The sequence below is a fragment of the Streptomyces sp. C36 genome (assembly GCF_040932295.1).
GTDB classification, from domain to species: domain Bacteria; phylum Actinomycetota; class Actinomycetes; order Streptomycetales; family Streptomycetaceae; genus Streptomyces; species Streptomyces triculaminicus.
The window spans coordinates 511,252-537,704 of record NZ_JBFQGI010000001.1; the positions used below are offsets into that span (position 1 = coordinate 511,252).

At 72.7% G+C, this 26,453-nt stretch carries 25 protein-coding genes and 1 tRNA gene; 20 read left to right on the forward strand and 6 right to left on the reverse strand.

Annotation, left to right across the window (positions count from 1 at the left end):
* The first annotated feature begins 5 nt into the window (after positions 1-5).
* Entirely contained in the window at positions 6-1,232 is a 1,227-nt protein-coding gene (locus tag AB4K12_RS02170; protein ID WP_368432499.1) for a S8 family peptidase, read from the forward strand.
* A 142-nt stretch (positions 1,233-1,374) separates the two neighbouring features.
* Entirely contained in the window at positions 1,375-2,277 is a 903-nt protein-coding gene (locus tag AB4K12_RS02175; RefSeq protein ID WP_368432500.1) for a phytoene/squalene synthase family protein, read from the forward strand.
* A 58-nt stretch (positions 2,278-2,335) separates the two neighbouring features.
* On the opposite strand, the gene AB4K12_RS02180 is transcribed toward AB4K12_RS02175, so the two are convergent.
* Positions 2,336-3,169, reverse strand: a complete 834-nt coding sequence (locus tag AB4K12_RS02180; RefSeq protein ID WP_368432501.1) for a trans-aconitate 2-methyltransferase — start codon at positions 3,167-3,169, stop codon at positions 2,336-2,338.
* A gap of 118 nt (positions 3,170-3,287) precedes the next feature.
* Between AB4K12_RS02180 and AB4K12_RS02185 the strand changes: the two genes are divergently transcribed.
* From AB4K12_RS02185 to AB4K12_RS02195, 3 genes are all read left to right on the forward strand, one after another.
* The gene (locus AB4K12_RS02185; RefSeq protein ID WP_368432502.1) at positions 3,288-3,899 is read left to right on the forward strand and encodes a helix-turn-helix domain-containing protein; all 612 of its coding nucleotides are present in this window, start codon (positions 3,288-3,290) and stop codon (positions 3,897-3,899) included.
* Between the two features lie 80 nt (positions 3,900-3,979).
* On the forward strand, positions 3,980-6,406 hold the full coding sequence (locus AB4K12_RS02190) for a SpoIIE family protein phosphatase (RefSeq protein WP_368432503.1): 2,427 nt from the start codon (positions 3,980-3,982) through the stop codon (positions 6,404-6,406).
* A 79-nt stretch (positions 6,407-6,485) separates the two neighbouring features.
* Positions 6,486-7,163 (forward strand): AIM24 family protein, encoded by a 678-nt coding sequence (locus tag AB4K12_RS02195; protein WP_086566815.1) that lies wholly within the window; start codon positions 6,486-6,488, stop codon positions 7,161-7,163.
* A gap of 13 nt (positions 7,164-7,176) precedes the next feature.
* Here the strand turns inward: AB4K12_RS02195 and AB4K12_RS02200 are convergent, their stop codons facing one another.
* Complete coding sequence (locus AB4K12_RS02200) at positions 7,177-7,644, reverse strand: hypothetical protein (RefSeq protein ID WP_368432504.1); 468 nt, start codon at positions 7,642-7,644, stop codon at positions 7,177-7,179.
* Positions 7,645-7,939: 295 nt separating this feature from the next.
* Here AB4K12_RS02200 and AB4K12_RS02205 point away from each other — a divergent pair, with 295 nt between their 5' ends.
* Positions 7,940-8,953, forward strand: coding sequence for an alpha/beta hydrolase (locus AB4K12_RS02205; protein WP_368433130.1), 1,014 nt, complete (start codon positions 7,940-7,942; stop codon positions 8,951-8,953).
* A 17-nt stretch (positions 8,954-8,970) separates the two neighbouring features.
* Here AB4K12_RS02205 and AB4K12_RS02210 read toward each other — a convergent pair whose 3' ends face one another.
* Together AB4K12_RS02210 and AB4K12_RS02215 are read right to left on the reverse strand one after the other, a co-directional pair.
* On the reverse strand, positions 8,971-9,249 hold the full coding sequence (locus tag AB4K12_RS02210; protein WP_368433131.1) for a DUF1540 domain-containing protein: 279 nt from the start codon (positions 9,247-9,249) through the stop codon (positions 8,971-8,973).
* A 162-nt stretch (positions 9,250-9,411) separates the two neighbouring features.
* Positions 9,412-9,843, reverse strand: a complete 432-nt coding sequence (locus AB4K12_RS02215; protein ID WP_368432505.1) for a hypothetical protein — start codon at positions 9,841-9,843, stop codon at positions 9,412-9,414.
* A gap of 192 nt (positions 9,844-10,035) precedes the next feature.
* Between AB4K12_RS02215 and AB4K12_RS02220 the strand changes: the two genes are divergently transcribed.
* The 4 genes from AB4K12_RS02220 to AB4K12_RS02235 all read left to right on the forward strand — a co-directional run bounded on the left by AB4K12_RS02220 (position 10,036) and on the right by AB4K12_RS02235 (position 12,941).
* A tRNA-Ala gene (locus AB4K12_RS02220) sits at positions 10,036-10,108 on the forward strand.
* Positions 10,109-10,271: 163 nt separating this feature from the next.
* On the forward strand, positions 10,272-11,048 hold the full coding sequence (locus AB4K12_RS02225; protein ID WP_368432506.1) for a MerR family transcriptional regulator: 777 nt from the start codon (positions 10,272-10,274) through the stop codon (positions 11,046-11,048).
* Positions 11,045-12,307 carry a glycosyltransferase gene (locus AB4K12_RS02230; RefSeq protein ID WP_368432507.1) on the forward strand — a complete coding sequence of 421 codons (1,263 nt, stop codon included), beginning with the start codon at positions 11,045-11,047 and terminating at the stop codon, positions 12,305-12,307. Before AB4K12_RS02225 ends, AB4K12_RS02230 begins: the two co-directional genes overlap by 4 nt.
* A 40-nt stretch (positions 12,308-12,347) precedes the next feature.
* The gene (locus AB4K12_RS02235; protein WP_368432508.1) at positions 12,348-12,941 is read left to right on the forward strand and encodes an NUDIX domain-containing protein; all 594 of its coding nucleotides are present in this window, start codon (positions 12,348-12,350) and stop codon (positions 12,939-12,941) included.
* Positions 12,942-12,979: 38 nt separating this feature from the next.
* Here the strand turns inward: AB4K12_RS02235 and AB4K12_RS02240 are convergent, their stop codons facing one another.
* Entirely contained in the window at positions 12,980-13,999 is a 1,020-nt protein-coding gene (locus AB4K12_RS02240; protein WP_368432509.1) for an ArsR family transcriptional regulator, read from the reverse strand.
* A 155-nt stretch (positions 14,000-14,154) separates the two neighbouring features.
* Here AB4K12_RS02240 and AB4K12_RS02245 point away from each other — a divergent pair, with 155 nt between their 5' ends.
* The 6 genes from AB4K12_RS02245 (at position 14,155) to AB4K12_RS02270 (ending at position 21,086) form a co-directional block, all read left to right on the forward strand.
* Positions 14,155-15,474: an alpha/beta hydrolase family protein gene (locus AB4K12_RS02245; protein WP_368432510.1), complete on the forward strand. Its 1,320-nt coding sequence runs from the start codon at positions 14,155-14,157 to the stop codon at positions 15,472-15,474.
* A gap of 145 nt (positions 15,475-15,619) precedes the next feature.
* Positions 15,620-16,066: a hypothetical protein gene (locus tag AB4K12_RS02250; RefSeq protein WP_368432511.1), complete on the forward strand. Its 447-nt coding sequence runs from the start codon at positions 15,620-15,622 to the stop codon at positions 16,064-16,066.
* Positions 16,063-18,003 carry a GMC family oxidoreductase gene (locus AB4K12_RS02255; protein WP_368432512.1) on the forward strand — a complete coding sequence of 647 codons (1,941 nt, stop codon included), beginning with the start codon at positions 16,063-16,065 and terminating at the stop codon, positions 18,001-18,003. Before AB4K12_RS02250 ends, AB4K12_RS02255 begins: the two co-directional genes overlap by 4 nt.
* A 26-nt stretch (positions 18,004-18,029) precedes the next feature.
* Positions 18,030-19,868 carry a peroxidase family protein gene (locus tag AB4K12_RS02260; RefSeq protein ID WP_368432513.1) on the forward strand — a complete coding sequence of 613 codons (1,839 nt, stop codon included), beginning with the start codon at positions 18,030-18,032 and terminating at the stop codon, positions 19,866-19,868.
* A 99-nt stretch (positions 19,869-19,967) separates the two neighbouring features.
* Positions 19,968-20,423: an Lrp/AsnC family transcriptional regulator gene (locus tag AB4K12_RS02265; protein ID WP_368432514.1), complete on the forward strand. Its 456-nt coding sequence runs from the start codon at positions 19,968-19,970 to the stop codon at positions 20,421-20,423.
* 201 nt (positions 20,424-20,624) lie between these two features.
* The gene (locus AB4K12_RS02270; protein WP_368432515.1) at positions 20,625-21,086 is read left to right on the forward strand and encodes a hypothetical protein; all 462 of its coding nucleotides are present in this window, start codon (positions 20,625-20,627) and stop codon (positions 21,084-21,086) included.
* An 18-nt stretch (positions 21,087-21,104) separates the two neighbouring features.
* On the opposite strand, the gene AB4K12_RS02275 is transcribed toward AB4K12_RS02270, so the two are convergent.
* Positions 21,105-21,551 carry a hypothetical protein gene (locus AB4K12_RS02275; RefSeq protein ID WP_368432516.1) on the reverse strand — a complete coding sequence of 149 codons (447 nt, stop codon included), beginning with the start codon at positions 21,549-21,551 and terminating at the stop codon, positions 21,105-21,107.
* 236 nt (positions 21,552-21,787) lie between these two features.
* Here AB4K12_RS02275 and AB4K12_RS02280 point away from each other — a divergent pair, with 236 nt between their 5' ends.
* From AB4K12_RS02280 to AB4K12_RS02295, 4 genes are all read left to right on the forward strand, one after another.
* Positions 21,788-22,918, forward strand: coding sequence for an amidase domain-containing protein (locus tag AB4K12_RS02280; RefSeq protein WP_368432517.1), 1,131 nt, complete (start codon positions 21,788-21,790; stop codon positions 22,916-22,918).
* Positions 22,919-23,049: 131 nt separating this feature from the next.
* Complete coding sequence (locus tag AB4K12_RS02285) at positions 23,050-23,289, forward strand: hypothetical protein (protein WP_086566796.1); 240 nt, start codon at positions 23,050-23,052, stop codon at positions 23,287-23,289.
* Between the two features lie 119 nt (positions 23,290-23,408).
* The gene (locus AB4K12_RS02290; RefSeq protein WP_368432518.1) at positions 23,409-25,298 is read left to right on the forward strand and encodes an endonuclease/exonuclease/phosphatase family protein; all 1,890 of its coding nucleotides are present in this window, start codon (positions 23,409-23,411) and stop codon (positions 25,296-25,298) included.
* Positions 25,299-25,475: 177 nt separating this feature from the next.
* Positions 25,476-26,216, forward strand: coding sequence for a ferritin-like domain-containing protein (locus AB4K12_RS02295; RefSeq protein ID WP_368432519.1), 741 nt, complete (start codon positions 25,476-25,478; stop codon positions 26,214-26,216).
* Positions 26,217-26,453 lie beyond the last annotated feature (237 nt).

Genomic DNA, 26,453 nt, shown 5'->3' on the forward strand with positions numbered 1-26,453 from the left:
TCCTTATGCCGACTCACCAGCGCACCGGCAAACGGCGGATCGTCCTGGCCATTTCCGCCGCGGCGGCCGTAACCGCCGGAGCCACTCTGCTGGCTCTGCCCGCCGGTGCCGCGGCGCCCGCCGAAGGAACCGTTTACGGTGCCGACGCCAAGGGCGCCATCGATGGCAGCTACATCGTCCTGCTGAAGGACGGCAAGAAGGGCGCCACCGCGTCCATCACCACGCAGGGAAAGGACCTCGCAGAACGGTACGGCGGCAAGCTGAACCGTACGTACAGCTCCGCCCTCAACGGGTTCTCCGCCAGCGGTCTCGACCGTGACGAGGCCAAGCGGCTCGCCGCCGACCCGGCCGTGGACAAGGTCGTCCAGAACCACCGGTTCAGCATCAACGCCAGCCAGGAGGCCCCACCCTCCTGGGGGCTGGACCGGATCGACCAGGCCGAGACCAAGGGCGACGGTAAGTACGCCTACCCCGACGGCGCCGGAGAGGGCGTCACCGCGTACGTCATCGACACCGGCGTGCGCATCAGCCACAAGGACTTCGGCGGTCGTGCCGTGTACGGCTTCAACGCCGTCGACAACAACGACAAGGCCGAAGACGGCAACGGCCACGGCACCCATGTGGCCGGCACCATCGCCGGCACGGCGCACGGCGTGGCCAAGAAGGCCAAGATCGTGGCCGTCCGGGTGCTGGACGCCCAGGGCTCGGGCACCACGGAGCAGGTCGTCGCCGGCATCGACTGGGTGACCAAGAACCACAAGGGTCCCTCCGTCGCCAACATGAGTCTCGGCGGCGGGGCGGACGAGGCGCTCGACGCGGCCGTGCAGAAGGCCATCGCCTCGGGTGTCACCTTCGCCGTCGCGGCGGGCAACGAGTCCACCGACGCCGGCAAGGGCTCCCCGGCCCGGGTGAAGGAGGCGATCACCGTCGCCTCCACCACCAAGGACGACCAGCAGTCGGACTTCTCCAACTACGGTTCCGTGGTGGATCTCTACGCCCCCGGCTCGGAGATAACCTCCGACTGGAACGACGGCGACTCCGGCACCAAGACCATCTCCGGCACGTCCATGGCCACCCCGCACGTCACGGGTGCCGCCGCGCTCTACCTCGGCGGTCACAAGGACGCCACCCCGGAGCAGGTCGCGGGCGCGCTGACGCAGGGTGCCACCGACGGCAAGGTCTCGAACCCGGGCGCGGGAACGCCCAACAAGCTGCTCAAGGTCGTGCCGTAGGCACACGGCAGTACGTTCGCGCCGGCCGCCGGCCCCGCTTCGGCGGGGACCGGCGGCCGGTCGCGTGCCCGGCGCGGGCGGCACCCCGGCCGCCGATAGGCTCGGGCCCGTCGAATCATCACTGCAGGGGGTCCTCACCGACATGCGCACCTGGGGCGGAACGCTCACCATCGCGGGCATCGACACTCCGTCGTTGCGCGCCGACTACACACGTCAGCGCGCTCTGGTCGCGTCGTACCGGCGGCACGCCTACCTCGCCGTGCGGCTCCTGCTGCCCCCGTCGCTGGCCCCGCACGTCATCGCGGCCACCGCCTTCATGCACCACACCGACACCCTCCTGGACCAGGGGAGCGACGCCGCCACGGCGAGCGGCGAGGACGCGTGCGCGGCGTGGGAGAAGGAGGTCCGCGACGCCCTGGCCACCGGGGACAGCGAACATCCGGTGCTCCGCCCGCTGCTGCACACCCTCACCCGCCACCCCCGCCTGCGCTCCCACGTCGAGGACTTCCTCGCGGGCGCGCCCGTGGACAGGGACTTCACCGGCTTCGCCGACGAGGCCGGCTACCAGCGCTACGTCGACGCGTACTCGCTTCCCGCCTTCATGCTCATCGCCTGCCTGCTCGTGGAACCCGACGCCGACGCCACCGCCGTGCGGGAGCTGTGCCGCGCGTACATCGACGGCAGCCAGCGCCTCGACTTCGTCAACGACCTCGCCGAAGACCTCCGGGACGGCCGGCTGACCATCCCGGAGGAGACACTGACGCGGCACGGCGTCACGCGCGCCGACCTCGAGCAGGGACGGGACACCCCCGGGACGCGCGAGCTGATCCGTACCCTCCTCGGACAGGCGCGCCGTGACCTGCTCGCCGCCCGCGGCCTGCCCGGCCTCGCGCCGCCCGCCCACCGGGCCTTCGTGCGCGCCGTCATCACCCTGGAGGTGCTCACCGCCGACGCGGCGCTCGCCAAGGGCACGGCCCTGTTCCGCGGATCGGCCCGCCCGCCGCTGGACGCCCTGCTGAGGGTCCTGGTCCGGGCCCTGCGCTGACGGACACGCTCCTCCTCCTCCTCCGGCGACGACGACGGCGACGGCAACGGCGACGGTGTCAGTGGCCGGGGCGGTGGCCGAAGTGGACGGTCTTCGCGGTCAGGAGGAAGAGGTCCGCGCGCCGGTCGACGCCCTCCGGGGCGGCCGGGTCGAGGAGCCGGTCCAGGGTCGCGAGGTCCTCGGCGTCCAGGAGCTCGTTCAGCACCGTGCGCCGGCGCTCCAGCGCACGGCGCACGGACCGGCGGGGCCCCTCGGCCAGCGGGGCCGGGTGGTCCACCAGGAAGGTCCTGCTCCGTACGTCGGTGAGGCCCGCGGAGCGCAGCATGCCGGGCCAGTCCTCGACCACCGCCACCGAGCCCGGCAGCTCGGCCCGCATACGGGCGAAGCGCCCCGCCATCGCGGCGTCCAGCCGGGCCTCCAGCCCGGGACGCCCGAAGCCCAGGTCGCGCGGCAGCCACCGCTCCGGCAGGCCGCCCTCGACGATCGCCAGCACGCCGCCGGGGGCGAGCAGCCCGGCCAGCCGCTCCAGCGCCCCCTGCTGATCGCCGACGTGGTGCACCACCTGTCCCGACCACACCAGGTCGGCCTGCCCGAGGCCGGCGAGCCCCGCCGGGAACTCCGCCACCCGCGTCCGCAGCTCGACGCCGAGCCGCCCGGCCCGCTCCTCGGCCCGGGCCAGCAGCTCCGGCGCCCCGTCCACCGCGGTCACCTCGGCCTCCGGGAAGGTGGCCGCCAGCCGGCAGGCCGCCACGCCGGGACCGCTGCCGACGTCCAGGATCCTGCGCGGCGCCAGGTGCCTCAGCTCCTCGAACGCCTGCCGCACATACGGGCTGTGGGTCTCGCCCTCGAGCTCCAGCAGGTCGGCCATCGCGGCCCAGTCGAAGTCGTTCATCACACGTCTCCGTCACGTCGTCGTCGGGTCGCGGCCGGTCCGGCGCCGACCGCATCGCCGACCCTGCTCCCGGGCCCGGCCGGTTGACAAACCTTGTTGCCGTTTCTGCAATAAGGGAATGGAAGACGTCCTCGCCGCCGTCGGGCCGCGGCTCAAGCACATCCGCCGGCAGCGGGCCTGCACCCTCGCCGCGCTCTCGAAGGCCACCGGCATCTCGGTCAGCACGCTGTCCCGGCTGGAGGCCGGGCAGCGCAAGCCGAGCCTGGAGTTGTTGCTGCCCATCGCGCACGCCCACCAGGTGCCGCTGGACGAGCTGGTCGGCGCGCCGCCGGTGGGCGACCCGCGGGTGCGCCTGAGGCCGGTCAAGCACCGGGACGACTGCACGGTGGTGCCGCTGACCCGGCAGCCCGGCGGCCCGCAGGCGTTCAAGATGGTCATCGGCACCGCGCGCAGCACCCCCGAGCCGCGGACGCACGAGGGCTACGAATGGCTGTACGTCCTCGCCGGGGAGCTGCGCCTGGTGCTCGCCGAGCGCGACATGGTGCTGGGGGCGGGGGAGGCCGCCGAGTTCGACACCCGGCTGCCGCACTGGTTCGGCAGCACGGGCCGGGGGCCCGTCGAGGTCCTCAGCCTCTTCGGGCCGCAGGGCGAACGCATGCACGTCCGCGCGAGGCCCGCCCCGGAGGGCGCGGCCCGGCGGCCCGGGGCCGGCTGCCGCCCCGGGGACTGACAGGCGCCGAGGTCGCCCACCCCTCACTGTGGAAGGAGAACGTTCCGTCCCCGTGGGTCCGGCGGAAGGAGGCCGGCGTGATGGACGACCCGACGACGCTCTTCCACGAGAGCCCGGAGGACCCGTTCTCGGTAGCGAGCGCCGCCACGGCCGTGCTCGACCACAGCGGCGGCATCGTGGGCTGGAGCCCCCGGGCCGAGGCGCTCCTGGGCCACCGGGCCGCCGACGTCATCGGCCGGCCCGCGCTCGACGCCCTGGTCGCCCCGGAGGACCGGGACCGGGTCGCGGAGACCGCGGCGGCCTGCCGGCGGACCGTCGGCTGCTTCGGCGTCCTCCCCGTCGTCCACCGCGACGGCGACCGGCTCCTGCTGGGCGTACGGGCCCGTCGCGTCACTCGGGAGGGTTCCCGGGAGGAGTGGTTCCTGGTCGGAGCCCCGGCGCGGGAGGTCAGCCAGTGGGAGACGGACCGGTCGGTCCTGGACGGGTTGTTCCGGCGGTCGCCCATCGGCCTCGCCGTCCACGCGCCCGACCTGAGCATCCTGCGCGTCAACCGCGCCATCACCCGCATCGGCGGCATCACGGCGGAACAGACCAGGGGCCGGCGCACCGGCGACTTCCTGGTGGAGCAGGACGCGCGGACCGTCGAGGGCCGGCTGCGGGAGGTCCTGGAGACCGGCCGGCCGATGATCTTCACCGAGCAGCCCTGCAGGCTGCGCTCCGACCCCGCGTACACGCGCTACGTCTCCGTCTCCGCCTTCCGCATGGAGGACTCGGCCGGCGACATCCTCGGCGTCACCCAGCTGGTCGAGGACGTCACCGAACGCCACCGGGCCAGACTCCGGCTGGCGCTGCTGAACGAGGCCGGGGCCCGCATCGGGACCACTCTCGACGTGGAGACCACCGCCCGCGAACTGGCCGAGGTCATCGTTCCCGAGCTCGCCGACTGCGCCACGGTCGACCTCCTCGAACCCGTCAGCCGCGGCGAGGAGCCCTACCCCGACGGCCTCGGGCCCGTCCGCAGGACGGCCGTGCGATCCGTCGTCCCCGGCGCGAAGGACGCGGTCAACCCGCTCGGCGCGCTCATCCGCTTCCCGCCCGGAACCCCCCAGGCCGAGTGCCTGGCCGACCAGGCCCCCCTCCTCGTCCCCCACATCCGTACGACCGCCGACTTCGCGGCGGTCGCGCAGGGCCGCGCGGCCCACGCGCGGAACCAGGGCGTCCACTCCGCCATGATGCTCCCCCTCGCCGCGCGCGGACTCGTCCTGGGCCTGGTCACCCTGTGGCGCTCCCGCAGCCCCTACCCGTTCGAGGCCGACGACCTCACCCTCGCCGGGGAGTTCGCCGCCCGCGCCGCCGTCTGCATCGACAACGCCCGCCGCTACACCCGCCAGCACCAGGCCGCGCTCACCCTGCAGTGCCGACTGCTGCCGGCGGAGCTGCCCGACCTGCCGGCGGCCGAGGTCGCGCACCAGTACATCCCCGCGGGCGCGGCGGAGGGCGTCGGCGGGGACTGGTTCGACGTCATCCCCCTGTCCGGGGCGCGCGTCGCCCTCGTCGTCGGCGACGTCCTCGGGCACGGCATCGACGCCGCGGCCACCATGGGCCGTCTGCGCACCGCCGTCCACACCCTGGCCGAACTCGACCTCGACCCGGAGGAGGTCCTCTCCCACCTCGACGACCTCGTGCACCGGCTCGCCGCCGAACAGGAGGCCGGCACCAGCGACTTCCCGCTGGACCAGGTGACCGGGGCCAGCTGTCTGTACGCCGTCTACGACCCCGTCTCCCGCCGCTGTTCCGTGGCGCGGGCGGGCCATCCGCCCCCCGCCGTGGTGACCCCCGGCGGGCAGGTGAGCTTCCCCGACCTGCCCGCCGGGCCGCCGCTCGGGCTCGGCGGCCTGCCCTTCGAGGAGGCCGAGTTCGAACTCGCGGAGGGAAGCGTGCTCGCCCTCTACACCAACGGCCTCATCCACACCCCCGCCCGCGACGTCGACGACATGCTCGCCCGCCTCTCCGAGGAACTCGCGGGCCCTTCCCGGCCGTTGCCGGAGACGGCCAAGTCGGTCGTGGAGGCGCTGCTGCCCGCGCAGCCCCCCGACGACGTCGCCCTGCTCCTCGCCCGCACCAGGGTGCTCGGGGACGACCGCGTGGCCACCTGGACCCTGCCGGCCGAAGCCGCCGCCGCCTCCCGGGCCCGCACCCTCGTCGGCGAGCGGCTCACCGAATGGCAGCTGGACGAACTCGTCTTCACGACCGAGCTCGTCGTCAGCGAGCTGGTCACCAACGCCTACCGCTACGGCGGCGGGCCCGTGACCCTGCGGCTCATCCTCGGCTCCTCCCTCATCTGCGAGGTCTCCGACACCAGCAACACCTCCCCGCACCTGCGCCGGGCGCGCACCACCGACGAGGGCGGCCGCGGCCTGTACCTGGTGGCTCAGCTCACCGAGCGCTGGGGCACCCGCTACGGACGCGAGGGAAAGGCGGTCTGGACCGAGCAGCGCCTGCCCTGAGGGGCGCCCGCCGGCCCGCCCCGGGCGCCGGACGCGCGCCCGTTGCCGGACCACCCGCTTTCAGGCGATCATGCACGTCATGCACAGCGACCTCTTCGCCCACGAGAACATGGCCAAGCCCGCCACCGCGCCCGGCATGTCCGTCCACAACGCCAAGTCCATCGTCTACGCCGTCAACGGCGAGTGCTACGCCCGCCAGGGCGCCATGGTCGCCTACCGCGGCGACCTGCGGTTCGAGAAGCAGGGCCAGGGCGTGGGGAACTTCCTCAAGCGCGCCGTGACCGGCGAGGGCCTGGCGCTGATGACCGTCCAGGGCCAGGGCGAGGTGTGGTTCGCGCACGAGGCGGCCAACTGCTTCATCGTCGAGATAGCCCCCGGCGACAGCCTCACCATCAACGGCCGCAACGTCCTGTGCTTCGACCCGACGCTCTCCTACGACATCCAGACGGTCAAGGGCGCGGGCATCACCGGCGGCGGCCTGTTCAACAGCGTCTTCACCGGCCACGGCAAGCTCGGCGTGATCTGCGAGGGCAACCCCATCGTCATCCCCGTCTCCCCGCAGTCCCCGGTCTTCGTGGACACCGACGCCGTCGTCGGCTGGTCCACCGCCCTGCACACCTCCCTGCACCGCTCGCAGAGCCTCGGCTCCATGCTGCGCGGAGGCTCCGGCGAGGCCGTCCAGCTCAAGCTGGAGGGCGAGGGCTTCGTGATCGTGCGGCCGAGCGAGGTGAAGCCGCAGAAGCAGCAGAACGGCTGAGCGCGCGCCTCCCTCAGCGCACCTGCGGGGTGACGGTGGCGATGAAGTCCCGCAGCCGCTGCCGTGACACGGCACGGAGCTCGGCGAGCTGTCCCCGGTCCCCGGCCCGCTCCATGTCGGCCAGGGACTCCAGCACGTGCTCGGTGAGCTCCACCAGCGCCGGGTCGTCGGACACCATCTGGGCGCGGAACATCGCCTCCTGGGCGGCGTACCGCAGCTTGTAGACGGTCTCCCGCAGCTCGGGGGTGTCCTCGTCCCGCCGGTTCTCGTGGGTGACGAACCACCGGTGCACGATCACCCGCCGGTAGTCGAGGAACGCCCCGGCGTACGCGCAGTAGGCGTCGATGCGCTCCTGCCGCAGCCTCTCGGCCCGCGTGAAGTGCGCGCTGCGCTCGTCGGACCGCCGCTGGAAGAGATGCGTGGCGCCGGACCCCAGCAGCGTGCCGAGCACGGCGATGACACTCGCGAGAACAGCTTCCATGAGAGCAGTCGATCACAATGCGCGCATGCCGTGGCCAAAGATCGGCGGTTTCTCCCGCCGGGCCGTCCGGGCGAACGGCCATATGATGGTTCTGTTGCAAAGGTCCGGTTAGGGGGACATTCCTGGAACCTCCGGCCCCGGATTCCTCATCAGCAGGGACGGAACTGACCGTCTTGTCCTCAGGGGCAGCACCCGCCGGAGCAACACGATGACGCACACAACCACCGGGGCCTACCGCTCCCGGGGCAGCCGCCGAGCGTCCCGCGCTCGACGATGGATCCTCGCGGTGGCATCCATAGCCGTGCTCGGTCTGATCGCCTGGCCGGTCATGAGCTACTTCGAGATACCGCCCTTCACGGACAAGGGCGACCCGGTCAGCTACGACCGGGCCGGCGGCGCGACCGGGGCGACGGCGGGGAACACCGGAACCCTGATGCCCACGGGCCCCAAGGCCGACTTCACGAACGTCAAGACCCTCTCCGACGGCACGCATGTCAGCGTCGTCACCCTGGACGGCAAGAAGTCCGGGTTCAAGGGCAAGGTGTGGGTGTGGGCGCCCAAGGAGTACACGGACGACCCGAAGTTCGCCTCGAGCGGGTTCCCCGTCCTCGTCGCCCTGCCCGGCGGGCCCGGCCACGACGGCAACTACTGGTCCCTGGGCGAGTTCGGCAAGCAGAAGCTCTCGCTCGAGAAGAGCATCTCCACGTGGTACCAGGAGGGCAAGAGCAAGCCCTTCCTGCTGGCCATGCCGATCCTCAACCCCGGGCCGGACACCAAGGGCATCTACTGGGACGGCAGCGACATCCCCGGTCAGGCCAAGATGGGCACGTGGCTGACCGAGGACGTCCCGGACCTGATGAAGGCCAACTTCCGTACGATCAAGTCCCGTGACGGCTGGGGCTACATGGGCTCCTCCACTGGTGGCTTCGCGAGCCTGAAGTCCGTGCTCAAGCACCCCGACAAGTTCAAGGCCGCCGTCGCCAACGGCCCGGACATCGTCCCCGACTCCCCGCTGTGGAGGGGCCACGAGAAGGAGAAGGCCGAGAACAACCCCGAGGTGCTGGCGAAGAACCTGATCGCCGCCAAGGGCCCGGACGTCTACGTCGCCTTCCAGGTCGGCACGAAGGAGAACCCGGCGACCATGTCCGCCGTCAAGAAGTTCATGGCCTCCTACGGCAAGGGCCCGGTCCACACGCGGCTGTGGGAGATCCCCGGCGGCGACCACAACGGCGCCACCTACCTCGCGAACATGGAGGGCCCCATGCAGTGGGTCAGCGAGCAGCTGGCTGGCCCGACGCCTTCCTCCTGACGCCGGGCGCCGGGTCGCTACCGCATCGTGTACGTCAGGCAGTCGGCCGCGTCCTGCAGCGCGGCCACCGTGATGCCGGGGGCCTGGCATTCGAGCCCGACGTTGTGGAGGCAGCCGGACACCTTGCACGCGCCGACCCGGCCGGTGGCGGTGGCGTCGCCGCCCTTCGACGGGAAGGTGAAGAACGTGTCGCAGCGGGCGTGCGTCCCGTCGCCGACCGTGATCGCCAGGGCGTGGCAGGTGCTGTCCTGGTTGTACGCGCAGTCGGCGACCTGGCACACGGCCACCTGAGGCATCTCCACGGCGTTCTCCTCGGTGCGACGTCACGACTACCCGCGCAGGCCGCGCCGCGCTCCCGGCCCGCCGGCCGCCACCTGTCCCCCGATGCCTTCCTCCGGGAAGGAACGGTGACACCGACGGCCGCGCGTGTTCACCCGGAAGCCGGGGCGGTCCCGCCGTCAGCCGCGGATCTCCACACAGGTGCGCCCGCGCGGGACGACCTTCTTGTCGACGTGCTTCTTGTCGACGTGCTCCCAGCCCTCGACGCAGATCTTCGTGTGGTCGGGGAGCCTACGGCCCAGGGCCAGCGTGTACCGGGAGCCCTCGTGCCAGTGCTGGGTCGAGCTGATGCCGTCCAGGCCGCCGCCGTACATGCGGAAGTGCCCGAAGAACTCGGAGTCCGGCGCGGTGGTGGCCGTCGCTCTGGCCACGTACAGGCCCGTGCCCTCGACCGTGAGGCAGGCCTGGCCGGCGCAGCTCCGGCCGCCCGCCGACGCGGAGGGGGCGGCGGTGACGAGCAGGGCCGTCGCCGCTGTCACCGCCGTCACGCACGCGGCGGCGCGCGGGAACCGGCGTGTGCGGGCGGGGGCACGGTGCGGGGCACGCTTCATGAGGTCCGTCCTTCGGTCCGATCACAGGGCGTACGAGTGCATGCCCAGCCACCCGGCGACGATCCGGCGTGTCACCCGTACGGGTCAGCCGGAAGCCGGGCGGCGGGGGAGCGGAACCGATTTGGCGGACGGGCGGGATGTCCGTGTAATGTTCTCCGTGCCGCCAGGGACGCCCGGCGGACAACAGAACAAGGGGCTATAGCTCAGTTGGTAGAGCGCCTGCATGGCATGCAGGAGGTCAGGAGTTCAATTCTCCTTAGCTCCACAGGAACGTGCTCGACGAGCACATAAGGGAGAGGCCGCCGGATTCGGCGGCCTCTCCCTTTCCCTTTGCCTTTTCCCTTTCCTGTCTCAGGCCGTCGATCCCGTCGCCGCTTGACCCTCCCCCTACGTCAGGCTCCACCCTGATCCGGACGAAGGGCGGTTGCATGAGTTATTCGGTCGGGCAGGTATCGGGATTCGCCGGAGTCACGGTCCGCACCCTGCACCACTACGACAAGGCGGGGCTGCTGTCCCCGAGCGACCGGAGCCCGGCGGGCTACCGGCTCTACAGCGACGCGGACCTGGCGCGGCTGCAGCAGATCCTCTTCTACCGCGAGCTCGGATTCCCGCTCGACGAGATCGCCGCCATCATGGCGGACCCCGACGCCGACGCGCTCGGTCACCTGCGGCGCCGGCACCGGCTGCTCAAGGAGCAGATCACCCGGCTGAACCGGCTGGTCGAGGTCGCCGAGCAGGCCATGGAGGTGAGCGGCACGGGCGTCGAGCTGACCCCGCAGGAGCGCTTCGACGTGTTCGGCGAGGTCGCCTTCGACCTCAGCTACGCGACGGACGCCCATCTCAAATGGGGGCACAGCGAGGGCCACCGGCAGTCGATGGCCCGGGCGGCCGCCCACACCAAGGAGGACTGGCGGCAGATCATGTCCGAGGCCGCCGAGTGGCGGCGGCGCCTGATCGCCGCGTACGACGCGGACGAGGCGTGCGACGGGGAACGCGCCATGGACCTCGCCGAGGAGCACCGCGGCCACATCGGCCGCTGGTTCACGCCGTGCCCTCCGGAGATGCACTGCCGCATCGCCGACGACTACGTGGAGGACGCCCGCGCCTTCGCGCTCGTCGTACCGCCCTCCGAGCAGCGCACCGGCCTGGCCGCCTTTCTCCGGGCGGCAGTCCACGCCAACGCCGAAAGGACGCGGGAGCGATGAGAGTCCTCATCATGACGGCCGGTTCCCGGGGCGACGTCGCCCCCTACACGGGCATCGGCGCCCGGCTGCGGGAGGCCGGCCACCACGTCGCCGTCGCCGCGCCCGAGTCCTTCGCCGGACTGGTGGCCGACAGCGGCCTGGACTTCCGGGGCCTGCCCGTCGACCCCCGCGGCCGGAAACCGCCCGCCGACGGCTCCGGGGGCTCCGGTGGCGCGCCGAGCGGCACAAGGGAGCTCATCCGCGCGGCGGCGGCCTTCGTCCGCGACCTGGGCCGGGGCCTCGCCGACGCGGCCGAGGCCCACGACGCCCAGCTGCTGCTGCTCTCGACCACCACGGCCCCGCTGGGCTGGCACGTCGCGGAGGCCATGGGGATCCCCACCCTCGGCGCCTACCTCCAGCCCGTCGCCCCCACCGCCGACTTCCCGCCGGTGGTCGGCGGAGGCCGGTCGCTGGGCCGCTGGGGCAACCGGGGCGCCGGGCGGCTGGCGCTGCGCGTCGTCGACCGCGTGCACGCGGCCGCGGTGAAGGACCTGCGCGACCGGCTGGGCCTGCCGCCCGTCCCGCCCCGCGCGGTACGCCGACGGCTCGAGCAGGCCGACTGGCCGGTCCTGCACGGCTTCAGCCCCACCCTCGTACCCCGCCCGGCCGACTGGCGCGAAGGACTGCGGGTCGTCGGCAACTGGTGGCCCCACACCGACGCCGGCCGCCGCCTGCCGGGTGCCGTCGAGGACTTCCTGCGGGCCGGCCCGCCCCCGGTCTTCGTCGGCTTCGGCAGCATGGGGGCGGGCGAGGGGGAGCGCCTGAGCGGGCTCGCCGTCCGCGCACTGCGCCGGGCCGGGGCGCGCGGCGTGGTCCAGGCCGGCTCGGCCGGCCTGTCGGCCGCCACCGACGACGTCCTGACCGTCGGCGACGTGCCGCACGCCCTGCTCTTTCCCCGCATGGCCGCCGTGGTCCACCACGCCGGTGCGGGCACGACGGCGGCCGCGCTGCGGGCGGGCGTACCGGCCGTACCGGTGCCGGTCACCGCCGACCAGCCCTTCTGGGCCCGGCGCGTCGCCGCCCTCGGCGCGGCGACCGCCCCCGTACCCTTCGCCGAGCTGTCCGCCGACCGCCTGGCCGACGCGATACGGCAGGCCCTCGACGAGCCCTCCTACCGCGACCGGGCCCGAAGCGCCGCCACGGCGCTCAAGGCGCAGGACGGCGCGGGCGAGGTCGTCGGGGCGATCGAGGACATGGCACGGCAGGAGCGGCGTCCGTAGCCGCCGCAACGTTTCGCGGACGGGGGCGTTGTGCACGGCGATGAGCGACGACCCCGGTGCGCGACGGTGCGCGTGGACCCGGCTGAGCAGCCGGCCCGTGCACCGCGGCGAGCATCTCACCCTGCACCACGACCGCGTACTGCAGCCCGACGGCATGGAGGGGACGTACGACCGGATCACCCTCGCGGACGGCGCCAGGGTCGTCGCGATCGACGCCGACGACAGGGTCGCCCTCGTGGAGGACGCCTTCTACCCGCTGGGCGAACGCCTCCTCCACGTGCCGGGCGGCGCGATCGCGGCAGGCGAGCGACCCGAGGACGCGGCCGCGCGCGAGTGCGAGGAGGAGACCGGCCTGCGCCCGGGCACGCTGCGCCCGCTGACCGCCTACCACCCGCTCCCGGCCCGGACGTCCGCCGTGACCCACCTCTTCCTCGCCACCGACCTGCGGCGCGGTGCCCTGCGCAGGGATCCGACCGAGGCCACGATGAGCGTGCGCTGGGTGCCGCTCGGCGAGGCGGTGGCCGCGGTGTGCTCGGGGGCCGTCTCGGAGGCGGGCAGCGCGATCGGCCTGCTGCTCGCGGCGTCCGTGCTCACGCCCGCCGAGGCGGGCACGGTCCGGTCGCCCGGACGATAGCGGCCTCGACGCCGTGCCGGGTCGGATGAGCAAGTTCGTCACGGATCTGCTGGACGCCCCGCGCGGCTGACGTCCGGCGGGGGCCGCGCCGGCCCGCGCCGCCGGACCAGCAGGCTGCCCAAGGCGGTGCGCCGGTGCAGGACCGCCCGCCCGGCGCGTTCCGTGGTGATCAGGCCCGCGCCGCGCAACGCGGCGGCGTGGGCCGAGGCGGTGGCGTCGCTGACGCCCAGCCGGCGCGCGAGGTCGCCGGTGGTGTGCTCGTCGGCGAGCAGGACCAGGGCGCCGAGGCGGGTGCGGCCGAGCACCGCCGCCAGCGCCTCCTCCGTGCCGGGGGCCGCGGACGCGGAGAGCGGCAGGCCGGGACCGGCGGGGTAGGTCAGGTACAAGGGGCCGTCGGGCGGGTCGGCGACGACCGGATGGCCGGTCCAGTGGAAGGTGGGGACGAGCACCAGCCCCCGCCCGTGCGGCCTGACGTCCTGGGGGCCGGGGCCGTCGAACTCCCAGACGTTCTCGCGCAGTCGTGAGCCGGGGAGGAGCGCGGTGAGCGCGGCGCCGACGCCGTGCTCGGCCACGGTCAGGGCGTGGCGGGTGAACTCCGCCTGATGCAGGTCCTGTACCAGCGGCCACACGGGCCCCAGGACCGTCTCGAAGGCGGCGTGCTGGGCGCGGCGCAGCACCTGCCAGGCGTCGGCGTCGCCCCGGTGCAGGTCGCGGACCCACAGGGGAGCGGGGGCGCCGTGACCGGCGTAGGCGCGCTCGATCCCGGAGCGCACGAGGTCCGGGTGCGAGGCCCGGGCGGTGTCCAGCCCCTCCCGGAGGTCGGTGCTGAAGACGTCGAGGAAGGCGGGGGCCCGCCCCGCGGGGACCAGGTCCGCCAGCGGCTCGACGGCGGCCGGCAGGGACCGGATCAGGCGCTGCCGCCAGCGGCCGTAGAGCAGTTCCTCCCGGTGGCCGCTCACGAGCATCATCAGGGTCGCGTTCAACTCCTGCAGCGGGGCCGGCCGGGACGCGAAACGGACCCGGGCGACGTCGGCGGCCGTGAGATGGATCCGGATCACTACACTCCCCGGCGACGCCGCGCCATCGTTTCGGTCAGAGCCTCAACCCTCGCCCGCGCCCCGGGCCGGGCGCCAGCATTCGGTCATGCCCCCGCCATTCACGCAGGGGCCGCCGCAAGGCGCAAGGACCGAGGTCACAGGAGTGAGGGGACGTCATGTTCCGCAAGGACGCCGTCGCGAATGCCACCGCGAATGCCACGGCGAACACCACCGCGAACACCGGCGGTAGCAGGGGTGCGGGCGTGCCCGGAGTGAGCCGGCGGGCCGTCACCGCGTCGGCCGTCGCGGCGGCCGCGCTGCTGGTCACGGGCGGGGGCGGGAGTGCGGTCGCCCGGGCGGGGGAGCGGCAGGCGGCCGGGCTGACCCTCCGGCTGCCGGCGCCGACCGGCCCGTACCCGATCGGGACGACCGAGCTCCACCTGGTCGACCGCGCCAGAAAGGATCCGTGGGATCCGGCGATCCCGGTCCGGGAAGTGATGGTCACGGTGTTCTACCCGGCCCGTACCGTCCATGGGTACCCGCGCGCACCGCAGATGAGCGCGGGCGCGGCCCGGGAGATGATCGACCCTCTGCTGCACCCTGAGCTGCCGAAGGCGGGGGTGGACTGGGCGGCCACCCTGACGCACGCGCACACGGGCGCGCCCGCGCGGGCCGGGCGGCGGCCGGTGCTGCTGTACAGCCCCGGAGGCGGCGACCCGCGCACCATGGGCACCACCAACGCCGAGGAACTGGCGAGCCACGGCTATGTGGTGGTGACCGTCGACCATCCCGGCGACGCCTCCGAGGTCGCCTTCCCCCGTCGGGCGCCGTGGCGGCCGCAGGTCCGGCACACCGTACTGAGAGGGGATCCCCGGAAGGACCCGGCCTTCTTCCGGGCCCTGATCGACACCAGGATCGCGGACGTGCGCTTCGTGCTGGACCGGCTCGGGGCGCTGGCCGCCGGCCGGAACCCGGACGCGGAGGCGCGTCGGCTGCCGGAGGGCCTCGGCCGCGCGCTGGACCCGCGGCGGGTCGGCGTGTACGGGCACTCGGCCGGCGGGACCACCGCCGCCGAGGCGATGTACGAGGACCGGCGCATCGGCGCCGCCGTGGACCTGGAGGGCTATCTCGACCATCCGCCGCATGCGCCGGGCGAGGAAGGGGAGTTGTTCCCGGTGGCCCGCGACGGGGTGGACCGGCCGCTGCTCCTGCTGGGCACGGACGGCTTCCGCGACGGGGACATCGACCGCTCCTGGGCCGCCATGCTCGCCCACCCGGGCGGCCGCACCCGCCGTCTGCGGATCGACGACGCCGCGCACTGGGTGTTCACCGACCACGCGGCCATGGCGCCCCAGTTGCAGGCCGCCGGGCTGATGACGGCGCGGGACCGGGTCGAGCTGGTCGGCGGCGTCGACCCGGCGGTGAGCGTGCCCGCGGTGCGCGGCCATCTGCTCTCCTTCTTCGCACGCCACCTGCCGGTCCGGGCCGCCGGCTGAGGGGCGGGCCCCGGCGGGCCGGGCCCGAGGTGCACTGGAAAGGGCGTTCCCCTAGCGTGGACGGGAGCGGCCTTTCCGCCCGTATTCGGGGTATTCGCCGGTGCTTCCGCCGCCACAGAAGCCACCGCACCCTCAGGGAGACACCATGGTCAAGCACAGTGCCGCCCGCCGCCCCGTCTCGGTGTACGCGCTGGCCGGGGTCCGGCTCTTCAACGGGGTCAGCGGGCTGCTGATGCCCGCCGTCCTCATCCGGCGCCTCGAGCCCGGCAGCCGGCTCAGTCCGGCGGCCGTCTACGCCTTCCGGCTCTTCGGGATCCGTACGATCCTCCTCGGCCTCGACCTGCTCACCCATCGGGGCGAGCGGCTGCGCGAGGACCTGCGCGAGGGCGTCGTGATCCACGGCAGCGACACCGCGACGGCGGCCCTGCTCGGCGTCACCGGACGGGTGGCGCCCCGCACCGCCGCCCTGACCACGCTCATCTCGGCCACGAACACGGTCCTGGCGGCCACCGCGACCGACCGCGTCGGCGGGTGCGGCGCCACCTCCCACCGCTGCTGCGGGAAGCGGGCGGGCAAGAGGAAGCGGACGTGACCACGGAGCCCGGCGCTCCCGCCACCGAGACCGGCTTCGACTACGTCGTCGTCGGCGCGGGCGCCGGCGGCGGACCCCTGGCGGCCAACCTCGCCGCCGCCGGCACGCGCGTCCTGCTGATCGACGCCGGCGGCGCCGAGGACAACGACAACTACGCGGTGCCCGCCTTCCACGCGGACGCCTCGGAGGACCCGGTCCAGCGCTGGGACTACTTCGTGCGGCACTACGCCGACGAACAGCAGCACCAGCGCGACAGCAAGCTCGTTCCCGGCAAGGGCATCCTCTACCCGCGTGCCGGGACGGTCGGCGGCTGCACCGCCCACCACGCCCTGATCACCGTCTACCCGTACAACCGCGACTGGGACGCGATCGCGGAGGAGACCGGCGACGCCTCCTGGCGCAGCAGCGTCATGCGCCGCTACTTCGAGCGCCTGGAGCGCTGCACCTACCGGTCCGCGCCCAGGAAGCCGCCCGCGAACCCTCTGCTGGCCGCTCTCCTGCGGCATCTGCCCTTCATCGCCGCCACGTACCGCAACGACTCGCGGCACGGATTCGACGGCTGGCTCTCGACCGCTCTCGCCGATCCCGAGCTCATCGTCCAGGACAAGCAGCTGCTGAAGGTCATCCTCTCCGCCGCCGAGGAGACCCTCGCCGATTTCCTCGGCCGTCCGCTGTCCCCGGCGGAGAGCCTGCGTTCCTTCGTCGACCCCAACGACTGGCGGGTCCAGACGCAGGGGCTGCAGGGCCTGTGGCAGATCCCGCTGTCCACGGCGAACGGGCGGCGCGGCGCCGCGCGCGAGCGCGTCCTCACGGCCGCGGCCGGCCACCCGGACCACCTGACTGTCCGCACGGACACGCTGGTCACCCGGGTCCTGCTGGACGAGTCGGGAAGGGCCGTCGGCGTCGAGTGCGTCGAGCGTCCGCACGCCTACCGGGCCGACCCCCGCGGCGGGGACGCGACCGGGCCGCCGCCCGTACGCCGCACGGTCCTCGCCTCCCGGGAGGTGATCCTGGCGGCCGGTGCCTTCAACACCCCCCAGCTGCTGATGCTCTCGGGCATCGGCCCGGCCGAGGAGCTGCGCCGGCACGGCATCCCCGTACGCGTCGACCTTCCGGGCGTGGGCGCCAACCTGCAGGACCGCTATGAGGTCGGCGTGGTCAGCGAGATGGACCGCGAGTTCCCCGTCATCAAGGACTGCGACTTCCACGCGCCACGGCCCGGGGCCGAACCCGACCGCTGCTACCGCGCCTGGCGGCGTGGCGAGGGCCTGTACACCACCAACGGCGCCGTCGTCGGCATCACCCGCAAGTCCCGCCCGGACCTCGACGCCCCGGACCTGTTCGTCTTCGGCGGCCCCTTCGACTTCCGCGGCTACCGCCCCGGCTACTCCCTCGACCTGACGCGCCACCGGGACCGCTTCACCTGGGCGATCCTCAAGAGCCGCACGCACAACACCGGCGGCCGGGTGCGGCTGCGCTCCGACGACCCGCGCGACCCCCCCGACGTCGACTTCCACTACTTCACCGAGGGCACGGACACCGACGGCCGGGACCTGGAGGCGATGGCCGACGCCGTGGAGTTCGTCCGCCGGATGAACCGCAGGGCCGACTCGGTGATCGTCAAGGAGCTGTGGCCCGGCCCGCAGGTCTGCGACCGCGAGGAGATCCGCCGCTTCGTCCGGGACGAGGCATGGGGCCATCACGCGTCCTGCAGCTGCCGGATGGGACGGGCCGACGACCCGTCGGCCGTCGTCGACAGCCGGTTCCGGGTCCGCGGGGTGTCCGGCCTGCGGATCGTGGACGCCTCCGTCTTCCCCCGCATCCCCGGGTTCTTCATCGTCACGCCGGTCTACATGATCAGCGAGAAGGCGAGCGACGTGATCCTCGCCGACGCGGCCCGCAGCGACAGGACCCCCGCACCGCCCCCGACGACCTGACCAGGGACAGCCAGAGGAGTACGACCATGAGCACGCGACGATGCGCCCCCCGGGGCTCCGGCTACCGCTCCAGCCTTCCGTGGCGGCTCCTCGCCGGCCTCGCGGGCTATGTCGACCGGCGCGTCGGCTGGGACAAACTGGCCGTCATCCCCGGGCTGCTGACCATCCTCGGGCTGCGCGTCAGGTACCGCCGGGAGAACCTCCACGACACCACCCATCTGCCCTCCGTCAACCTCCCCGAACCCGCGCCCCCGTCCGCGAAGCACCGGGTCGCCCGTACCGCGGACGGCAGCCACAACGACCTCGACGAGCCGCGCATGGGCATGGCCGGAACCCGCTTCGGCCGCAACGTCCCGCTGGACCGGATCGCCCCGGCCAAGCCCGAGGACGTCCTGTCGAGCCCGAACCCGCGCGAGGTCAGCCGGGCCCTGTTCACCCGCCACGAGCTCGTCCCGGCCACTACGGTCAACTCCCTGGTCGCCGCCTGGCTGCAGTTCATGATCCGCGACTGGTTCAGCCACGGCACGAGCCCCACGGACCGGCCCTGGGAGGTCCCCCTCATGGCCGACGACCGCTGGCCGGAACGCCCCATGCGCATCATGCGCACCCCGGACGACCCGACCCGCGACCCGAACGCGCCCGCCGGCACCCCCGACACCCGCGTCAACGTCTTCTCCCACTGGTGGGACGCCTCCCAGATCTACGGCGCCGACGCGGACGAACAGCGCCGGCTGCGCACCGGAAACCTGGGCAAGCTCTACCTCTGGGACGACGAGCGCCCCACGCCGGGCCCCGCCACCGACCCCTCGAGCATCCCCGGCTTCTGGCTCGGCCTGGCCATGATGCACGACCTGTTCACCCGGGAGCACAACGCGATCTGCGACCAGCTGCACGCCGCGTACCCGGCCTGGGACGACGAGGAGCTCTTCCAGCGGGCCCGCCTCGTCAACGCCGCCCTCCTCGCCAAGATCCACACCACGGAGTGGACCCCGGCCGTCATCAGCCACCCCACCACCGTCAAGGCGCTGCGGACCAACTGGTGGGGCCTCGCGGGCGAGCGCGTCCACGACCTCTTCGGCCGCGTCAGCGACAGCGAGATCATCAGCGGCATCCCGGGCGGCGAGACCGACCACTACGGCATCCCGTACGCCCTCACCGAGGAGTTCGTGGCCGTCTACCGCATGCACCCCCTCATCCGCGACGACTGGCACCTGCGCTCGGCTGCGGACAACGCCACGCTGCGCGAATGCACCTTCCGCGAGATCGCCGGCCCCAAGGCGCTCCAGGTCCTGCAGACCGTGGACGCCGCCGACCTGCTCTACAGCTTCGGCACGCTCCCCCCGGGCCTGGTCACCCTCCACAACTTCCCGCGGTTCCTGCAGGAGTACGAGCGCCCGGACGGACATCTGCAGGACCTCGCCGCCACCGACATCCTGCGCAACCGCGAAATGGGCGTCCCCCGCTACAACGAGTTCCGGCGGCTGCTGCGACTGAAGCCCGCCGAGTGCTTCGAGGAGCTGACGGACAACCCGGCGTGGGCCAAGGAGATCAAGCGGCTCTACGCGGGCGACGTGGAGAAGGTCGACCTCACCGTCGGGATGTTCGCCGAGACGCTGCCGGCCGGATTCGCCTTCAGCGACACGGCGTTCCGCATCTTCATCCTGATGGCCTCGCGCCGCCTGAACAGCGACCGCTTCTTCACCGAGTACTACACCCCGGCCGTGTACTCCAAGGCCGGCATGGCGTGGATCGACGACAACACGATGCTCACCATCCTGCTGCGCCACCACCCGGAACTGCGCTCCGCCCTGGCGGGCCTGAGCAACGCGTTCGCGCCGTGGAACACGGCGCCGCGCACGGTCTGAACCCGGCGCGCAGCCGGCGCGCACCCTGGTGGGCGGCACGGCCGCGCGGGAGACCCCGCGCGGCCGACGCGCGCTCAGGCGGTGGTGAATAATCGCGCCATGGATCAGATCGACAGGAATATCTTGCGCGAGCTGCAGAACGACGGTCGGCTGACCATCCAGGAACTGGCCCAGCGGGTGGGCCTCACCTCCTCGCCCTGCATGCGCCGCGTCCGGCAGCTCGAGCAGGACGGGGTGATCCAGGGCTACCGGGCGGTCATCGACCCCGAAGCCGTCGGGCGCGGCTTCGAGGTCCTCGTCTCCATCGAGGTCAAACGCGACCGGGAGGCGGTCGAGGCCTTCGAGGCCGCACTCCAGGACATCCCGGACGTCATCGAGGCCTACCGCCTCTTCGGCAGCCCCGGCTGCCTGCTGCGCATCGCGGTCGCCGACCTCACCGCCTACGAACGGCTGTGGATCGAACGCCTCACCACGTTGTCCGGCATCACCGAGGTCAACTCGCAGATCATCATGAAGCGGATCAAGGAATCGCGGGGCCTGCCGGTCGGCGGCTGAGACCGAGTGTCGTCCTGCGTGATCACGCGCTGTGCGACGATCTTGTCGTGATCGACTTCGACGACGGGGGCTCCGCGCTCGCGGTGCCGGGGGCGCTGCTGGATCGCTCGCTGACGCGGATCGCTCGCTGACGCGGATCGCCGAAGTCTCGGCGGACGCCCGCCGCTTCGACCGGTAACTCATCCGCGCGACGGCCGACGTGTGGGACAGCAACTCCCCCGGCGCGGCGGTCCGGCTCTGACCGAATGGATCGCCGAGGTGCTGCGTGTGACCGGCCGTCGACCGGACTTCGTCGCCGACCTCCGCGAACAGGCCCGGGCGGCCCGGCCCGTGGACACATCCTGGTGGCCCGCTCCCACCCCCTGGGCGCTCCCCGGTCCGCCGGAGTCCGAGCTCCGGCCGGCCGTGTACACCGCGGCGCACACCCGCTACGGCACTCATCACGGCGCTTCCTCCCTCGTGCACCTGGCCGTGCCGCCCCACCCCGAAGACACCGAAGGGACTCCGTGGCGCCCGCGGTCCGCGCGGAGCACCGCACTCGCCCGGTTCCGGCTGCGGACCGAGGCCTTCCAGGGCACCGGCCACGCGCGCGTCACCGTCGACGACGATGCGCTCCGCCACGTGGTCCTGCACGACGGAGCTCTCCACATCACCGACGCGTAGCCGACGCCCGGCAGCCTCTTACACGTCCTGCTTCAGCCCGATCCAGATCATGACGCCCAGCACGACCGCGACGAGGATCAGGAGGATCCCCAGGCAGCCGAACGTGGTCTTGACGGTCGCGCGGGCCTCGGCACGGCGGGTCAGCTCCTGCGGCGTCGTGGCCGGTCCGAAGGCGCGCCACAGCGCGCGGACGGACCAGTACGGGCTCATCACGATCGCGTAGATCGTCCACCCCGCGTAGTAGAGGAGCTCGAGGAACTGCGCGAGGAAGGCGACGACGACCAGGAAGGGGAACAGGAGCAGGCCGAGCAGCAGGCCCTTGTTCGCGAAGAGGGCGTCGAAGTCGGGCTTGGGCACCCGGAAGCGCCGCCGTCGGCCCGTCGGCGCGGAGGCGGGCTCCGGCGCGGGTGGGGGTGGGGGCGCGGAGGGCATGCCCGGCGGTGACGGGTAGGTGGGGTAATTCATGATCGGGGAGCCTAACCGGGCCCCGGGCGGGCCCCTCGACGGGCCCCTGACATGGCCCGGAAGTCGCCTCCGGTTATGGCCGCGTCGCTGTCAGTTCGTCTGCAGAGTGCATGGAGTTAGCACATCTGACCAGGTCTCGGATGCACATTCCGAGAATGTGTCCACAGATCCGCATCCGTGTGCGAGGATTCCGTTTCCCTGGCCCGTAGGGGGCCCGGGGTGAAAGGGAACCCTTCGTGAGAAAAGCGATAGTGAGATCCGCCGTGGGGGTGGGTCTGGCGGTGGCCGCTTCGGCGGCGTTGCTGCCTTCCTGGTCCGCCGGTGCGTCGCAGACGAACTCCGTGGACGACGGGACGGTGGACTCGTTCGGCCGCATCGCCCAGACGGTGCTCTCCGAGCGCACGGCGGCCCTCGTGGACGACCCGCGCGCGGCCGAGCGAATAGCCGGCCCGCAGGCCGGCCGTAACGTCCGCGTCTCGGCCGGTCTGACGCACAGCGAGGACACCGCGGTGACCTCGCTGCGCGCGCGCAAGAAGCTCCTCGCCAAGCTGGGCGAGGCGTACTCCGCCGCCAGGACCGAGGTCTCGGTCGACGACACCAAGGTCAAGGACGGCCGGGCGACGGTGGAGGTCACCGAGACCACCACCTTCACCTACAAGCGGGTCAAGGGCGACGAGCCGTCGACGACGGGCTTCAAGGCCCGTCACGAGCTCAGCTTCTCCGCCTCCAAGGGCGGGAAGTGGGAGCTGACCGGCATCCGCTCCACGGACAACGGCCTGCGGGCCGTCAACGCGCCGGTCGCGAAGCCGGTCGCCTCCGCCGGCTCCACGCCGAGCGCGACGCGCGCCGCCACCTCGTGGCCCGCCCGCGCGGTGCCGAAGAGGCAGACGACCTCCGGCTACGACTACGCGGCCATGGCGGCCTACGCGGAGAAGTACTGGCGGAACTACAACCCCTCCTACCGCAAGTTCAACGCGGACGGCGGGGACTGCACCAACTTCATCAGCCAGGCCCTCAAGGCCGGCGGCTGGAAGAACGAGACCGGCCCGGCCTCGGACTACCGCAAGTGGTGGTACGACCCCAAGGCCCAGTCGGACTCCTGGGTGGGCGCCAACGAGTGGTCCTGGTACGCGCTGAACTCCAAGCGCGTCACCACCCTCTCGAACGTCTACCAGCTCGAGGTGGGCGACATCCTGCAGATGGACTTCGACCGTGACGGTTCGAAGGACCACTCCATGATCACGACCTACCGCAGCCGCATGGGCGTGCCGTACGTCACGTACCACTCCACCAACACGTACCGGAAGTCGGTGGCGAGCATCGTCGCCTCCTACCCGGACGCGGTGTACTACGCCTACCGCACCTGACCGGTGCCGTCGGGGGCGTCGTTCGCGCGGCGCCCCCGACACGGGCCGACGACCGGGACGCGGGCCGACGACCGGGACGCGTCGGCGCGAACGCCCGCCCGGCCACCGGCCGGCTGGCTAGTCTCACAGGCGTGACCTACAGGCTGCGCATCGATCCGGGCCTCCACGCGGCCTACCGGGACCTGCCCGACGCGGCACGCCGTGACCTCGCCGTCTGCCTCCTCGACGCCCTCGCCGACCCGCTCGCCCACTCCGCCGTCTACGGCGTCGACGACGGCGTGCTGCGCACGATAGCCCACGGCCGTACGGCGGGCGTCATCCTCATCGGCGACGGCACCGTCACGCTCGTACAGATCACCTTCGTCGGCTGATCCCGCTCCTTCCTCCCCTTGGCGTGTGGCGCGCGAAGGACCCTTGACATGAACTCTCCGAATGTGAACGGATCGTTCCTGCGGTTCTTCGTACCCGACCACTCCATGAGGAGAGCACGATGCGATTACCGTTACCACCGCCCCGCGCCAAGTCCGGTTCCGGACCGCCCCGTTCGCGGCTGACGGCGGCCCTCACCACCGCGCTGCTGGCGGCCGGACTGCTGGTCGGCACCGCCCCCGGGCCGGGCGGCGCCACGGCGCGGGCGGACGACCGGCCGACGAGGCAGGCGGACCCGCCGTCCGGCAGCCTGCCGTTCACCACCTACAACATGCAGGGCTCCGACCACGGGCTGCGCTGGAACGGCGAGGTCGGCCCCCTGACGATGCACCACAACGTGGTCGTGCTCCAGGAGGCGGGCAGCGGGCCGCCCGCCGAACCGCACCAGTACCGCGGCACCGGTGAGTCGATCCCCATCCCCGGTCCGTTCCCGGCGGGCCTGCCGACCGCGGTGAACCACACACAGTGGGAGTACCGCCACCACCGCCGCCACGTGTACTTCCTCCAGACCGACCCCCGGCGCGACAGCACCACGGGACGGGACCGGTGGACCGGCGGCCGGGTCAACATGGCGGTGGTCACGCACGCACGCGCGGACGAGGTCCGCATCATCGAGAACCCGCTGTACAACCGGGACGAGCCCCGCAGCGAGTACCGGTACCGCCGCGCCCTCGGCCTCCGGTTCGGCAACACCGTCTATTACAACGTCCACGCGCGCGGCAGGGATGTCGCTCCTCTGCTCAGGCGGATCCGTGCCGCCACCCGGGCGGGCGAGAACTGGGTCATGGTCGGCGACTTCAACCTCGACATCCGCAACCGCACCGACCGGCAGGCCCGGGAGCAGACCCTCCACCTGCGGGCCGACGAGCAACTGGCCCGGCCCGGCCGCTCCACCCACCAGCGGGGCGGCGAACTCGACTACGCGATCACGCACGGCACGCCCCGGTTCAACGCGGACATCCCCGCAGGACGCGGCGCGGACCACTATGCCGTCCAGTTCGAACCCGCCCCCACTCCGGTGCCGGCCGCGCCCGACGGTCCGGTGCACAACTTCTCCACCGCCCTCGAGAACACCGCGACCGGGCAGGTCCTGGACACTCCGGGCACCGCCGGAGGCCGGGTGACCACCGGCCGGCAGCGGTACAACCTCCGTCAGCGGTTCCGTATGGACACCGTGCAGGGGCACTGGTACCGCTTCGCCCGCGGCAACAGTCCCCGAGCCGCGTCCGGCTCCCTCGCCGCCCGCGCCGACGGCGAGCTGTGCCCCGGCATCAACCCGTTCCTCCCGCTGGCCGTCGTCATGCTGCCGTGCAGCGCGCCCGGGGCCCAGTGGCGCCCCGAGGACCCGGGCACGCCCGGCGGCCCGCTGCGCTGGCGCAACTCCCGCCACCCGGAGCTGTGCCTGACCGGTGGCAGGAACGGGGAGGTCGCAGCCCTCGCGTGCGGTGACAGCACCACTCAGCAGTGGTGGGACAACTCCCGTGCGGTGGACGAGCGTGCCTGGGAGGGCGAGGAGAAGCGGGTCCAGCTGCGCGCGTACAACGGCCTCTTCCTGGACAACTTCAGCGCGCCCGGCCGCGACGGCACCCCGCTGACCACCCGCCGGCGCAACATCGGGGTCATCAGCCAGCGATGGGACACCCAGTACGCCGGCAGCGGCGACAACCTCGTCCGGCTCAAGGGAAGCGGCAGCGGAAGGTGCATCGACCTCGTGAACGAGGAGCGGCCCCGTCCCGGCGACCGTTCCGTGCTGCACGGCTGCACCGACCGCGGCAGCAAGATCGATGGCTCGGGCCACCGCTGGCAGGCGGAGACCTACGCCGACGGCAGCCTCCGCTTCCGCAACGAGGCTGCGCACATGTGCCTGGTGGCACCCGCGCGGGAGACGGGCTACGTCACGATGGAAACGTGCAGCGACGACGCCCGTCAGCGCTGGACGATCGTGCCGTGACGCTCTGACCGGAGCATCGACGGCGGCGTACGCGGCGGCCGAGGTCGCCGCGTACGCCGCTCCGTCGCATCCGGTGATCTCAAGCCCTGACAAATTCATGACAAAACCCGAACAAACGCTTGCTTGACTCGTTCCCGAACCACTGAAGCACCATCACGAACGAGGCAGGGCGGCCACATGAGCGCAGCACGATTCGCGGAGTGGACCGAGCACTTCATCGCGGAGGCCGAGCGCCGCGAGCGGGTCGGCGACCCCGGCTGGACGGCGGGCGCCGACCTGCCGGTGCCGGTGTGGCGGAGCCTGCAGCGCTTCCAGTTCGGCGAGGACGGCGACGGGGCGAACCTCATAGGCAAGGCGGATCTGGCGGGGGACGCCGACTACGCCGCGGCCGTTCGGCTGTTCGTCGCCGAGGAGCGCGACCACGCGCGGCTGCTGGCGCTCCTGCTGGCGGCCGGCGGTCAGGGCATCATCGACTCGTGCTGGAGCGACAAGGTCTTCGTGCGCATGCGTCGCCTGCTCGGCCTGCGCATGGAGCTGCTGACCCTGATGGTCGCCGAACTCGTGGCCGTGCGGTACTACCGCGCGGTCCGGGACGGCGCCGGGGACGCCCTGACGTCCGAGGTGGCGGCCCGCATCCTGGCCGACGAGGAGCGTCACATCCCGTTCCACTGCCGACGCCTGCGCGCTTCCGTGGCCGAGCTGCCCGCGCGCCCGCTGCGGACGCTGACGATGGCGGGCTGGCGTGGGCTGACGCTTGGCGCCGCGCTGTTCGTGGCGGCGGACCACGGCGCGGCCCTGGGGCGGCTGGGAGTGGGGCGCGGACGCTTCGTCGCGGACGTCATGGCGTCGACGGGCGGGGTCGTCGCGGACGTCCTGGACGGCAGCCGGCCCCTCGAGGTCCCGACCGGCGGCCGGTAGCTCACGGGCCGGTTCCGGTCGTACGCCCGGGCTGCCTGCGTCCGGGCATACGACAGCCCCCGGTGCTCGCACCGACTCTCGAGCCTTCCAGTCGTCGCTGACCTGCTCCGATATCGCTGCGTGCCCTCCGGGGGCCTAGCCAGTTTGCCGAGATGGGGGTCACTCGGGCCGATGGACGTCTCCACCGACGGTGCGGCTCTCACCGGTTGTCTGGTGTAATCGCCAGTTTCCTCCTTA